10 protein-coding genes are annotated in these 13,036 nt (G+C 51.4%); 8 read left to right on the plus strand and 2 right to left on the minus strand.

Going from position 1 to position 13,036, the window contains the following annotated elements; all coding sequences use genetic code 11:
- The first annotated feature begins 45 nt into the window (after positions 1 to 45).
- Both BM040_RS08785 and BM040_RS08790 read left to right on the plus strand, forming a co-directional pair.
- Positions 46 to 555, plus strand: a complete 510-nt coding sequence (locus BM040_RS08785) for a NuoI/complex I 23 kDa subunit family protein (RefSeq protein ID WP_092100146.1) — start codon at positions 46 to 48, stop codon at positions 553 to 555.
- A gap of 5 nt (positions 556 to 560) precedes the next feature.
- On the plus strand, positions 561 to 1,073 hold the full coding sequence (locus BM040_RS08790) for an NADH-quinone oxidoreductase subunit J family protein (RefSeq protein ID WP_092100148.1): 513 nt from the start codon (positions 561 to 563) through the stop codon (positions 1,071 to 1,073).
- An 88-nt stretch (positions 1,074 to 1,161) separates the two neighbouring features.
- Here the strand turns inward: BM040_RS08790 and BM040_RS08795 are convergent, their stop codons facing one another.
- Entirely contained in the window at positions 1,162 to 2,211 is a 1,050-nt protein-coding gene (locus tag BM040_RS08795; protein WP_245756150.1) for a DUF6929 family protein, read from the minus strand.
- Positions 2,212 to 2,453: 242 nt separating this feature from the next.
- On the opposite strand from BM040_RS08795, the gene nuoK reads away from it, so the two are divergent.
- The 6 genes from nuoK (at position 2,454) to BM040_RS08825 (ending at position 10,949) form a co-directional block, all read left to right on the plus strand.
- Positions 2,454 to 2,783, plus strand: a complete 330-nt coding sequence (gene nuoK, locus BM040_RS08800) for an NADH-quinone oxidoreductase subunit NuoK (protein ID WP_092100150.1) — start codon at positions 2,454 to 2,456, stop codon at positions 2,781 to 2,783.
- A gap of 42 nt (positions 2,784 to 2,825) precedes the next feature.
- Positions 2,826 to 4,790, plus strand: a complete 1,965-nt coding sequence (gene nuoL / locus BM040_RS08805) for an NADH-quinone oxidoreductase subunit L (RefSeq protein WP_092100152.1) — start codon at positions 2,826 to 2,828, stop codon at positions 4,788 to 4,790.
- Between the two features lie 12 nt (positions 4,791 to 4,802).
- Positions 4,803 to 6,254 (plus strand): complex I subunit 4 family protein, encoded by a 1,452-nt coding sequence (locus BM040_RS08810; protein ID WP_092100154.1) that lies wholly within the window; start codon positions 4,803 to 4,805, stop codon positions 6,252 to 6,254.
- 40 nt (positions 6,255 to 6,294) lie between these two features.
- Positions 6,295 to 7,683: an NADH-quinone oxidoreductase subunit N gene (locus BM040_RS08815; protein ID WP_092100156.1), complete on the plus strand. Its 1,389-nt coding sequence runs from the start codon at positions 6,295 to 6,297 to the stop codon at positions 7,681 to 7,683.
- Between the two features lie 167 nt (positions 7,684 to 7,850).
- Positions 7,851 to 8,984 (plus strand): helix-turn-helix domain-containing protein, encoded by a 1,134-nt coding sequence (locus BM040_RS08820; protein ID WP_092100158.1) that lies wholly within the window; start codon positions 7,851 to 7,853, stop codon positions 8,982 to 8,984.
- Positions 8,985 to 9,074: 90 nt separating this feature from the next.
- Complete coding sequence (locus BM040_RS08825) at positions 9,075 to 10,949, plus strand: serine hydrolase domain-containing protein (RefSeq protein WP_262502449.1); 1,875 nt, start codon at positions 9,075 to 9,077, stop codon at positions 10,947 to 10,949.
- Positions 10,950 to 11,214: 265 nt separating this feature from the next.
- Here BM040_RS08825 and aspS read toward each other — a convergent pair whose 3' ends face one another.
- Positions 11,215 to 12,975, minus strand: coding sequence for an aspartate--tRNA ligase (gene aspS / locus BM040_RS08830; protein ID WP_092100162.1), 1,761 nt, complete (start codon positions 12,973 to 12,975; stop codon positions 11,215 to 11,217).
- Positions 12,976 to 13,036 lie beyond the last annotated feature (61 nt).

The raw sequence follows: 13,036 nt of genomic DNA on the forward strand, positions 1-13,036 counted from the left end.
TGTTAAAATATAAACTGCCAGCCCTGCTATCAAAAAGACATAGAGATGGAACCACTATCAAATAGAAGAAAGGAAGTGACGCAGAAGGAGATGACGTTCGCAGAACGCGCCTACCTTCCTGCTATCGCGCAGGGGCTTGGAATCACACTGAAGCACTTCTTCAAAAAGAAAGCAACCGTACAATACCCGGAGCAGACGCGCGAGCGTAGCGAGCACTGGAGAGGCCTGCACGTACTGAAGCGTGACGAGCAGGGCCGCGAGCGCTGCACCGCCTGCGGTCTTTGCGCCGTAGCCTGCCCAGCCGAGGCTATCACCATGACGGCCGGAGAGCGCAAAGCCGGTGAGGAGCACCTGTACCGCGAGGAGAAGTATGCCGTAACCTACGAGGTGAACATGCTGCGCTGCATTTTCTGCGGACTGTGTGAGGAGGCTTGCCCGAAGGCGGCCATCTTCCTGCAGGACGATAAGATTGCCCCTGCCCGCTTTGAGCGCGACGAATTTATCTATGGCAAAGACCGCCTGGTTGAGCCACTGAAAACCACTGAAACGAAATAGCCATAATGGACAGCCTTTTCTTTTTCCTTGCTTCACTAACGCTGCTGTGCGCCCTGATGGTAGTTCTTTCTAAGAACCCAGTGCATAGCGTACTGTTCCTGATCATTACATTCTTCACCATCTCCGGCCATTATGTGCTGCTGAACGCGCAGTTCCTGGCCGTGGTGAACATCATTGTATACGCGGGTGCCATCATGGTACTCTTCCTCTTCGTGATCATGTTCCTGAACATGAGTAAAGCGGGAGACAAGATTAAAACCTCCACCATCAGCAAGTTTGCAGGGGCCATAGCCGGCGGTATGATGTTCGTGGTACTGGTTGCCGCCCTGAAAGATGCGACCATCGCAGGCCTTAACCCGGAGACCTACAACTCGCAGGCGGGTATGGTGGAGAACCTGGGCTATGTGCTGTTCACTGAATACCTGCTGCCTTTTGAGCTTGCCTCTGTCTTGTTCCTGGTAGCCATGGTGGGTGCCGTAATGATTGGCAAAAAAGAGCAGGGCGAAAGCCATTTCTAGATCAAAGCTTCTTTACAAGTATAAAAAGCAAAAGGCCGGAGTTCATACTTCCGGCCTTTTGCTTTTTATAGGTTGGCACTTTTATACGTTACAGCTGCCCCTGCGCAATCGACAAATCCAGCTCCAGTAATTCTGAGTGCCCTTTATCATCATCCGACACCACCACCACTTTATACTTTCCTTCCTCCCCCTTTCGCACCACCACCGACTCAGCTTTGCCCACGTAAGGGCCGCCATCCTCGTTCGTTAGCTGCACCACCGGCACCGCCAAAGGGTTCGCCTCATCGGAGGCATGCGGCAGCATCTTCAAGTCTATCCTACCCAGGAAACTACCGTGCACCGTGCCGTCGTCAATGGCGTTGGGGGTTTCCTCCACTGAGGCCGTAAAGAATAGTTCACCATCCAAGGCAAAGGCCCCGGAGAAACCTGCATGCAGCTCCCCTAACTGCGGCAGGCTGAAATAATAAACCGCAACCGCCGGGATACCACCACGGCCAAGTATAAAATCCTCAAAAGCATCCGCCTCAAAACGGAAAAGCACATTTTGCCCTTTACTCAAGGTACGCTGCAACAGATAAGTATAGGCTTTGTCCATTGCCAAGCCCTCCAGGTTCAGTTGCTCGGTAGCCTCCAGCCGCAGTACCTGCCTTAGGAAAGTATAAAACCGCGACAGATTCAGTTCCTTCACCTCCATACCCTTGGTCAGATTAACCAAATACCCTACCTCCCGATTCTTAGCGGACCCGGAGCCAAGCATGATCAGCATCTCGTTACGGCCATAGGTAAGCAGCGCCATACTTTCGAGGTCTGGCTTGAGATCTTTCGGAATACGGCCACCCTTTATACTTGTCGTGTCGAAGATGGGGTAGCGCTGTGTCAGTTCATACTTTTCGTTCAGCCGGTAAAGATACGGCGAGTCATCACCGAGTACAAAAAAAGCGCCTTGGGCATACTCCAGCCCCGAGGCAGAGGGCAGATCCTGATAAAACACCTGCCGGGTGGTGGTGGCAGATAGCTGTACTGGCTCAGGCAGATCTGTATGTCGGGCAGCAGTACTGCTGGTTGCAGGCGGTTCTGTTTTACAGGCCAGCAGGAGCAGCGGGGTCAACAGAAAGTATAAAAAATGGCATTTCCTCATAAGTATAAACAGTAATTCCCATAGCTACGGAAACAGGTTCCAAAAGTATAAACCGGGTTTGTATCATCCTTTCACGGAAATATCAAAAGCCGGATTTGAGAACGCCTTAACTGTGCACGGAAGCCCGCTGCAGGGCAAGAAGAATAGGGAAATATGTTATGGTTTTTACAAAAATGGGGATAACTTTGCGACTTGATTTTTGGATCGTAATTTAAGAGTAATACGTTCTCAGTCACACAAAAATGAACAACATTCCTGAGGTCATCAGAACCATCCCGTTAGACTACTACCTGTATTTCAGCGCGGCTCTTTTTGTAATCGGTGTTATCGGCGTACTGACGCGCCGCAACGCCATCGTGATTTTTATGTGTGTGGAGCTGATGCTGAACTCGGTGAATCTGCTGCTGACGGCCATCGCCTCTTACAGGGGCGACTCCAGTGCGCAGGTGTTCGTGTTCTTCATCATGGCTGTTGCAGCCGCCGAAGTAACCGTAGGTCTTGCCATTATCGTGATGACCTACCGTAACATCCGCTCTACCGATGTACAACTGCTGAACTACCTGAAGTGGTAACAGCCCTAACCATACGCCGAATAGCTTAAACTTTTAACACAGATGCAAGAGATTGTAATGCCGATTAACAACCAGGGTATGGCACTGCTTTGTCTGCTGGTTCCGTTACTGCCGCTGGCCGGCTTCATTATAAACGGACTGGGCAACCGCAGTATTGCCAAGGGCCTGGTAAGCTTTATTGGTAGCGGCACAGTGCTGGCTTCTTTCCTGATCACGGTTTACCTGTTCCTGGATTTCACCTCTAACGGAAGCCGCGCCTATACTGTTGACTTCTACGACTGGATTTCGGTAGGTAGCATGCAGATAGGGTTCTCCTTCCTGATCGACCAGCTGACACTGCTGATGATGCTGATGGTGACCGGTATCGGTTTCCTGATTCACCTGTACTCTGCCGGCTACATGAGCCACGACGAGAACTTCGGTAAGTTCTTTGCCTTCATCAACCTGTTCATGTTCTCGATGCTGCTGCTGGTGATGGGCTCCAACTACGTGATGATGTTCGTGGGCTGGGAAGGCGTGGGCCTTTGCTCTTACCTGCTCATCGGCTTCTGGAACAAGAACACCAACTATAACAACGCCGCCAAGAAAGCCTTCGTGATGAACCGTATCGGTGACCTGGGCTTCCTGCTGGCTATTTTCCTGATATTCATCACCTTCGGTTCTGTTTCTTTCCCGCAGGTATTCTCAGAAGCGGCACAGTACACCGGCGGTATCGATTCTGGCGTGATGATCGCCATTACGCTGCTGCTGTTTGTAGGCGCCATGGGTAAAAGTGCGCAGATTCCGCTCTTCACCTGGCTTCCGGACGCGATGGCAGGTCCTACACCGGTTTCAGCGCTCATCCACGCCGCGACCATGGTGACGGCTGGTATTTACATGGTGCTCCGCTCTAACGTGCTGTATGCGCTGGCCCCTACTACAATGGAGGTTATCGCTATTGTGGGTGTGGCTACGGCACTGGTGGCTGCCACCATTGGCCTGGCGCAAAATGATATCAAGAAGGTACTGGCCTACTCCACCGTATCTCAGCTGGGCTATATGTTCCTGGCGCTGGGTGTGATGGCCTTCACCTCTTCTATTTTCCACGTGCTCACACACGCCTTCTTCAAGGCGCTGCTCTTCCTGGGTGCCGGTTCGGTTATTCATGCCATGAGCAACGAGCAGGACATTCGCCACATGGGTGGGCTGCGCAAGTACCTGCCTATCACCTTTGTCACCTTCCTGATTGGTACACTGGCTATTTCCGGTATCCCGCCGTTTGCCGGTTTCTTCTCTAAGGATGAGTTGCTGGCGCATGTATGGGTGCACAGCAAACTGCTGTGGGGCCTGGGTGTGCTGGTATCGTTTATGACCTCGTTCTACATGTTCCGCCTGCTGTTCCTGACTTTCTTCGGAACGTTCCGTGGCACGGAGGTGCAGAAATCACACCTGCACGAATCTCCAATGTCCATGACGTTGCCGTTGATCGTGCTGGCTATACTTTCAACAATAGGTGGTTTCCTGGGCATACCGCCCATTTTCGGAGAAAACATGCACGTGCTGCAGAACTACCTGGCTCCTATCTACCAGTTTGCCAGCGTAGCTAACCCGGCCGCAGTAGAGCCGATGCATCTTGATCATTCCACTGAATGGCTGCTGATGGGAATTTCAGTAGTGGTAGCCCTTGTAGCTGCCGGCATAGCCTATACTACCTACGTGAGCAAGAATACGGTTCCGGCTCCTGAGGGCACAAAGCTTTCCCCGCTGCACAACCTGGTTTACAACAAATACTACATCGACGAGATCTATGACACGGTAGTTGTGAAGCCAGTAATGTGGATGTCAGCCACTTTCCACCGTGTGGTAGACCTGCTGGTGGTAGACGGGATCGTGAACGGACTCGGAAAGCTTGTCACTCACTTCAGCCGCACGCTCCGCCATGTGCAGAGCGGTGCCATCGGCTTCTACTTGATGGTGATGGTGCTGAGCATCGTCCTGATTATATTTTTAAACTTCTTTATCGGATAAGGTTCTTAGAAGATGATTACAGCTCTATTACTTTTCTGGCCTGCCCTTGCCGCACTGCTGGTGTTGCTTATTAAAGGACAGGGTGCCAAGAAAGTGGCCTTTGTAGCAGCGCTTGTAGAATTTGCGTTGTCACTTTTCGCCCTCTCGGCCTTCGATACGCAGAGCGGTGCGTTACAGCATAAGCTAAGCCTGCCATGGATCGAAAGCGCAGGTATCAGCTTCAGCATAGGTATGGATGGCATTAGCCTGCTGATGGTACTCCTGACGACGTTCCTGGTGCCGCTGATCGTCCTTTCGTCTTACAAGCACGAGTATAAGAACCCGAACGTTTTCTACGCGCTTGTGCTGTTTATGCAGACGGGCCTGATTGGCGTGTTTGTGGCCATGGATGCTTTCCTGTTCTACTTTATGTGGGAGGTGGCCCTTATTCCGATTTACTTTATCGCTGCCGTTTGGGGCGGTGCCAACAGAATCCGCGTTACGTTTAAGTTCTTTGTATACACCATCTTCGGTTCGCTGTTCATGCTGGCTGCTTTCGTATACTTGTACCTGCAAACGCCCGGCACGCACTCTTCCGATGTAAACGCTTTCTACCAGCTGACCCTGTCCGCCGAGTCGCAAAGCTGGATCTTCTGGTTCCTGTTTATCGCCTTTGCCATCAAGATGCCTGTGTTCCCGTTCCATACCTGGCAACCGGACACCTATACCGAGTCACCTGCACAGGCGACGATGCTGCTTTCCGGTATCATGCTGAAAATGGGTATTTATGGTGTACTGCGTTGGTTACTGCCCGTAGTGCCTTACGGTGTTAGCCAGTGGGATGAGCTGGTGCTGGTACTGGCCATCATCGGTATCGTGTATGCCTCTATCATCGCTATTCGCCAGCGTGACCTGAAGCGCCTGGTGGCTTACTCCTCTATTGCGCACGTTGGCCTGATTGCCGCCGGTATCTTTACCCTGAACGAGCAGGGCCTGCAGGGTGGCGTAATACAAATGCTGAGCCACGGTATAAACGTAGTAGGCCTGTTCTTCATTATTGACATCATCTTCAGCCGCACCAATACCAGGGAAATCACCAGCCTAGGTGGTATCACGCAGAACGCCAAAATGCTGTCCATCTTCTTTATGGTGCTGCTACTGGGTTCGGTGGGGCTACCGCTGACCAACGGCTTCGTGGGTGAATTTCTGCTGCTTTCCGGTGTGTTCCAGTACCAGGCGGGCTTTGGCGCCGTGGCCGGCCTAACGATTATACTTGCTGCCGTGTACATGCTGCGCATGTTCCAGGGCGTGATGTTCGGCACAAAGTCCGAAGCAACAGAGAACTTCACAGACCTTACCTTCAACGAGAAAGCCGTGCTGATTCCGCTGGTGGTGATGGTATTCTGGATTGGTTTGTTCCCTAACACGTTCCTGAGCATCTCGGAGCCTGCTGTGAACAACCTGCTGAGCATTATTAACCGCTAAGCGGATAAAAGAATAAAGAGTTTTAGAGAATTACGACGACATGACCTCGATCATACTTCTATCTGTCTTTGGTATTGTGAACCTCTTTGCAGGCTTTGCAAAGAACAAACAGGTGCTTCTGCCGCTTGTGCTGGTTTTCCTGGCCATTGTTTTCGGTGTTAACCTGCTCGACTGGAACAATACCCAGACATACTTCAGCAACATGCTCACCATCGACAACTATGCGGTGGCGTTTACGGGCATCATGACACTGACCACCCTGCTGCTTCTGCCCTTCTCGCAGAAGTACATCTCCAACAACGACGCTAACCTGGGCGAATATTACTCCCTGATGCTGTTCGCGCTGGTGGGAGCCGTGATGATGGTGGGCTATGAGAACCTGATCATGCTCTTTATCGGTGTGGAGATCATGTCGATTGCGATGTACGTGCTGGCAGGTTCCGACAAGACGAGCCTTCGCTCTAACGAAGCAGCTCTGAAGTACTTCCTGATGGGCTCTTTCTTCACCGGTATCATGCTGTTTGGTATCGTGCTGATTTATGCCGCTACCGGAACCTTCAATATCACCGAGATTAGTGCCGCACAGGCCAGTGCTTTAAGCGAGGGCTTGCCGGACTCTATCTTTGTAATGGGCATCCTGATACTTGTTATCGGTATCTCCTTCAAGATTTCTGCAGCGCCCTTCCACTTCTGGGCTCCGGACGTGTATGAGGGCACACCTACTTTGTTTACGGCCTTCATGTCAACGGTGGTGAAAACTGCCGGTGTGGCTGCTTTTTACAAGCTGATGGTTGCAGCCTTTGCCGCCTCTTACGCAGCCTGGTTCCCTACGCTGGTGGCCATTACGGTGCTTACCCTGGTTATCGGTAACATTGGTGCCGTTATCCAGACGAGCTTTAAGCGCATGATGGCTTACTCGAGTATCTCGCATGCAGGTTACATGCTGATGGCTCTGATTGCCTTCAACGAGTCTTCTGATAAATCTATCCTGTTTTACTCTGCTGCTTACTCTTCTGCCAGCATCGCGGCGTTTGGCGTACTGAAGCTGGTGCAGGATCAACGCAGAAGCCATCTTTACGAAGCCTTCAACGGCCTAGGTAAAACAAACCCGCTGCTGGCCTTCACCATGACCGTATCCATGCTGTCTTTAGGAGGTATCCCGCTTACAGCAGGTTTCTTCGGTAAGTTCTTTGTGTTCTCCGCAGTGCTGGCTAATCCGGACATGCTGTGGCTGGTGGTGCTGGCGGTGGTGCTGGCTGCTGTGGGTATTTACTACTACCTGCGCGTGGTAATTGCCATGTACATGCAGCCGGCTGCAAACTACGATACCATCCGCGTAAATAGCTTTTCCAGTTTCACGCTGATTGTTCTGACAGTTCTGACTATCCTGCTGGGTATAGCTCCCGCGCTGGTGAGCGAGCTGCTCTAGGTAAGATTTATACTTTATGAGAAAGGCTGCCTAAAAAGGGCAGCCTTTTTGTTTTGGGGCAGAACAGTTTCCAAGTATAAATTGTGAAAATTGTTACTTCAGTTCTCCTTTATACTTATATTGTTCCTGGTAAATCCTTCCTCATTGCCTGTATACCTCCACTGCTTATGGTAAACCCTCTCCTGATTGGCCTGGCAAGTGGTGGCGCTTTCTTATTGTCCTTTCTGCTCTTTAACCACCCCAAAGCAAGTAATGTACGAGCCAACAGATGGCTGGGGCTTTTTGTGGCAACTCTGGCTGCCTCAGCACTTCATGTTTTCCTGAACAACCTGAACCTGCAGGCACGGTATCCACAGGTTCTGCTGCTGATAGAAGTAGCAGAGTTCCTGACAGCTCCGGCGCTTTACCTCAGTATACTTTTCTTCACCATCCTGGGCCGGAAGTATAAAAGAGTTGACCTGTGGCACTTTGCACCAGCTGCCACTATCCTGCTGTTTTTGATGAAGCCTCTTTTTACGGGCAAGAATGTAGAGTTTGCTGATGAGCTTGTAAAACAGGGCGTTTTAACCATGCTGATGCTGGCAAAGCCCGTACAGACTGTAGCGTATCTGTTTCTCTCCTACCACCAGCTCGAGCGGCATCAAAGGGCTATCCGGCAGGTTGCTTCCGCTACAGAGGCAGTAGATCTACACTGGCTAAAGAAACTGCTAGCAGTATGGGGAGTTGTGCTGTTGGCTTGGCTGAACCTGGCCTTTTTCGGTTTTACTCCTCTGTTTAACTACACGCCCATTCTATACTTGGCTGGTTTGTATTTTTTAACTCATTTCTCGATCCGACAGCAAGAGGTGTATGCCTTCTCGCCATCCGAGCTGAAAGAACTGGAGCCGGTTATCAGCAGCACCCACGTCGCAATGACGGAGAAGCAAAAAAGGCTATCAGACAGCCAGTTGGTCTTCCTGCAGGAGAAACTGGAGCAGTTGATGCGGCGTGAGAAGGTTTACTTGGACAATGAACTGAGTTTACCAACTCTGGCGCAGCGAGTAGGTGTCTCAGCTCACGAGCTGTCTTACCTCATCAATGCAGCATACTGCGAGAACTTCTACTCGTTTGTAAACAGGCACCGGGTGGAGGAGGCAAAGCACCTGCTCGTGTCGCAGCAATATGAACAATTAAACATGGTAGGCATTGCGTACCAAGCTGGGTTTAACTCTAAAACCACTTTCAACACGGCGTTTAAAAAGTGGACGGGCCAATCGCCAAGCCAGTATCTGCAAGGCCTTAAAGAGCCAAAACAGGCGTAAAAGGCGTTCGCATGGGTGCAGCGGAACAGGTTTTTGCCTGTTGTTCATCAATTTCGAGCCAGATGTACAAACTCAAAAAGGCAAGATATGATGACCCGGAACAACACAACCTTTACGCTCCTTATCTTTATCAACTGGTTCTTAGCGTCAGCTGCTCTGGCACAAGCCCCTCCTATACCCAAAAGTATACCTGAGCTTACATCGCTTTTAGAAAGCGAAATGAAGAGGCAGCACGTGGCAGGAATGATGCTGACAATCGTAAGCAAAGACTCGGTTTTATATGCTGATGGCTTAGGCTACGCTGATGTAGAAAGGAAAACCCCGGTAACCGAACGGCATCTCTTCCGTCAGGGCTCCATTACCAAGTTGTTTACCGCTATAGCAGTCCTGAAGCTTGTGGAAGAGGGAAGGCTAAGGATGGACACCCGGTTAAAAGACATTGCCCCGGAGATTCCCTTCCAAAACGACTGGGAAGGCAAGCACCCCGTTATCATAGCCCAACTCCTGGAGCACTCCACTGGCTTTCATGACAAAACACCGCTGGAGGAGTTTAATTATACTGATAAGAGTCCCGGCTCCCTGCAAGCCCTGGGGGCATTCCGAAAATATTTGGTAACCCAGTGGAAGCCGGGGGAAAGGCATTCTTACTCCAACGTAAACTACGCAATTCTGACCTACATCATTGAGAAAGTATCAGGCGAGCCCTTCCAAAGCTACCTACGTGACCAGGTCTTTTCCCCGCTTGGGATGCCCCATGCCAATGTTCAATTAACAAACAATACAACTGATGTCTACAGCAAAGGGTATGTATGGCAGGGTAATCAGTTTCGAAATGTGCCGCACCGCCCGCAGTACGTGGCAGGCAACGGCTCTTTAAATGCAAGTGCCCTGGACTTTGCCCATGCCCTGCAAGTATACCTGCGCGACTGGAAAACCCCTGATGGCCGATTCCTGTCAAAGCAAATGCTAGGTAGATCCGAGGCGCCGCATACTTACCTTTCTGCTCAGGCCGGCATGCAGAACACGTATGCTTGCGGAAACGAAAGCCGGGAGCTTGGCGGAAGGGTGTTCAGGGGGCATTCTGGTTCCATAGCGGGATATCTTTCCAATTTCCTGTACAGCCGCGAGGCAGGCCTTGGTTTTGCCTTTAGCATCAACACGTACAACGAGGCCTTCTACTGGTATGCCACCGATCTGATAGCACGGTTTATCACGCAGCATCACCCTAAACCCGACAAGCCGGAAGTATTTCCGCTGGATGAAACGGCAGTAAAGCCATACTTGGGGTATTACCGCCTCAGCAGCAGCTCCGATTTTTATACGGGATACTTCAAGAGCCTGCAACATACCTTTAAGCTGGAGCAGGAGCAGAATGGGCTGAGGGCAAACTTTCTTCTTGGTGGCTCCATGACATGGAAATCAGCCGACAGCAGTCGCCTCTTATTCAACAACGAATGGGCTAACGATCCAAGAATACTGTTTTTGAGGGATGGAGAAAATAAGCCCGTGATAGTGGAAGACACGCTATACTTTAAAAAGATAAGTGCCTTGGAGGCGTGGGTACCACTGGCGCTGCTGCTGCTAAGCCTGTTGCTACTGCTCAGCTCCCTGGTGTACGGCGTGGTGTCTGCCATACTTATAGTGCTGGGGCGACAGAAAAACCTGAAACTGTTCATGCTGAAGATATCACCAGCTTTAGCCATGCTTGCCCTGCTTCTAAGTATCTGGACACTACCTCAGTTCACGGCCTATACAATGGCTGGCATTCCTATCAGCAACCTGATAGTTTTATGGTCAATTGGTAAGTATGGCTTTGTGCTTTTTACTTTGGCTACTGTGCTTTTGCTGATGTTGTGTTGGAAGTCAGTGCAGAGCGCTTGGCTAAAGACTTATTTCCTGATGCTTAGCCTGAGTTGCTGCTTTATACTTGGGCTTTTACTAACCAGCCACTGGTACGAAGTATAACGTTACGCTGCACCTGCCCAACAAAGTATAAATTCTGTAAAACCACAGCCTGTGATTACACAAGCATCTATCAACAGCAGTTATCCACATATCCACAGTCCTATAGCTATTTATACTTAGAATAGTGGATAAAGCCTGATTTTATACTTCAATCCACACAGTTATCCACATTACTCACCGCTAAAAGTATAAAGTTGGGATAAAAGAAAAGGCCTGCCGCTGATTTCCAGGGGGCAGGCCTTTCTTTGTTGTTGATAAGCCGCTGTTACTTGTTCTGCACCGGTTTCATGTATATGTGTAACTCGTCGAGCTGCGCGTCAGCAATCGGAGCCGGGGCATCTATCATCACATCGCGACCGGAGTTGTTCTTCGGGAAAGCAATGTAGTCGCGGATGGAATCGGAGCCACCGAAGAGCGAGCACAGGCGGTCGAAGCCGAAGGCAATGCCTCCGTGCGGCGGCGCGCCATACTCGAAGGCGCTCATCAGGAAGCCGAACTGCGCCTCAGCCTCGGCTTTGGTGAAGCCCAGCAACCGGAACATCTGCTCCTGCAAGCGGCGGTCGTGGATACGGATAGAGCCCCCTCCTACTTCTACCCCGTTAATCACCATGTCGTAGGCGTTGGCGCGGATATCTCCCGGACGGTCGTCGATCAGCTCCACATCCTCCAGCTTAGGCGAGGTGAACGGGTGGTGCATGGCATGGTAGCGCTTCGTATCCTCGTCCCACTCCAGCAGCGGGAAATCCACCACCCACAGCGGCGCGAACACGTTCTTGTCGCGCAGGCCAAGGCGGGTGCCCATCTCCAGGCGCAGCTCGTTCAGGGCCTTGCGGGTCTTGTCTTGCTCGCCAGCCAATACAAGTATCAGATCGCCGGGCTTAGCGTTGAAGGCAGTGGCCCAGGTCTGCAGGTCTTCCGGAGCGTAGAATTTATCCACTGATGACTTCACGCTGCCATCCTCGTTCACGCGGGCGTACACCAGGCCGGTGGCGCCAATCTGCGGACGCTTCACAAAATCGGTCAGTTCGTCCAGTTGCTTGCGGGTGTAGCTGGCGGCACCGGAGGCGCAGATACCCACCACCAGTTCGGCATCGTCAAACACCTTAAAACCTTTGTTCTTCACCAGCGGATTCAGCTCCACAAAGCGCATGTCGAAACGTATATCCGGCTTATCAGAGCCATAAAACTTCATGGCGTCAGCATAAGTCATGCGGGGTAGTTTGGCGATCTTCACCCCTTTCACCTTCTCAAACATGTATTTGATGAAGCCTTCGAAGGTGTTGAGGATATCCTCCTGGCTCACGAACGACATTTCACAGTCTATCTGGGTAAACTCCGGCTGGCGGTCGGCGCGCAAATCTTCGTCGCGGAAGCATTTCACGATTTGGAAATACTTGTCGAAGCCGGACACCATCAGCAGCTGCTTAAACGTCTGCGGCGACTGCGGCAGGGCATAGAACTCGCCCGGGTTCATGCGGCTCGGCACCACAAAGTCGCGGGCCCCCTCCGGCGTGGACTTAATAAGGTAAGGTGTTTCCACCTCGATAAAGTCAATACCGTTCAGGTAGTCGCGGGTAGCGCGCATCATGCGGTGGCGCAGCTCCAGGTTGCGGCGAACAGGCGTGCGACGTAGGTCCAGGTAGCGGTACTTCATGCGCAGGTCGTCGCCTCCGTCGGTTTCGTCCTCAATCAGGAAAGGCGGCAGCTTGGACGGGTTCAGTACCACAATCTTGTCTACATGGATCTCAATATCGCCGGTCGGGATTTTGTCGTTTTTGGAGTAGCGTTCCACTACCTTGCCAATCACCTTCACCACATACTCGCGGCCCAGGGCGCGGGCCTGCTCCATGATACTGGCCGGCGTGATGCCTTCCTCCATGGTGAGCTGTGTGATGCCGTAGCGGTCGCGCAGGTCAACCCACAGCATGCCGCCCTTGTCGCGGAGGCGCTGTACCCAACCTGTTAAAATTACCTCTTCTCCAACGTTATCCAGGCGAAGCTCGCCGCAAGTATGAGTTCGAAACATAGTATGGTTAGCTTGTATACTTTTCTGCAAATGTAATAATCTTAGCTGTGGTTTGCTTTGC

This window comes from Pontibacter chinhatensis (assembly GCF_900113285.1).
Taxonomy (GTDB): Bacteria; Bacteroidota; Bacteroidia; order Cytophagales; family Hymenobacteraceae; genus Pontibacter; species Pontibacter chinhatensis.

Excerpts from the sequence above, each read along its gene's own strand:
- BM040_RS08785 (WP_092100146.1), top strand. The coding sequence starts at position 46 with ATGGAACCACTATCAAATAGAAGAAAGGAAGTGACGCAGAAGGAGATG.
- BM040_RS08790 (WP_092100148.1), top strand. The coding sequence starts at position 561 with ATGGACAGCCTTTTCTTTTTCCTTGCTTCACTAACGCTGCTGTGCGCC.
- BM040_RS08795 (WP_245756150.1), bottom strand. The coding sequence starts at position 2,211 with ATGAGGAAATGCCATTTTTTATACTTTCTGTTGACCCCGCTGCTCCTG.
- nuoK (WP_092100150.1), top strand. The coding sequence starts at position 2,454 with ATGAACAACATTCCTGAGGTCATCAGAACCATCCCGTTAGACTACTAC.
- nuoL (WP_092100152.1), top strand. The coding sequence starts at position 2,826 with ATGCAAGAGATTGTAATGCCGATTAACAACCAGGGTATGGCACTGCTT.
- BM040_RS08810 (WP_092100154.1), top strand. The coding sequence starts at position 4,803 with ATGATTACAGCTCTATTACTTTTCTGGCCTGCCCTTGCCGCACTGCTG.
- BM040_RS08815 (WP_092100156.1), top strand. The coding sequence starts at position 6,295 with ATGACCTCGATCATACTTCTATCTGTCTTTGGTATTGTGAACCTCTTT.
- BM040_RS08820 (WP_092100158.1), top strand. The coding sequence starts at position 7,851 with ATGGTAAACCCTCTCCTGATTGGCCTGGCAAGTGGTGGCGCTTTCTTA.
- BM040_RS08825 (WP_262502449.1), top strand. The coding sequence starts at position 9,075 with ATGACCCGGAACAACACAACCTTTACGCTCCTTATCTTTATCAACTGG.
- aspS (WP_092100162.1), bottom strand. The coding sequence starts at position 12,975 with ATGTTTCGAACTCATACTTGCGGCGAGCTTCGCCTGGATAACGTTGGA.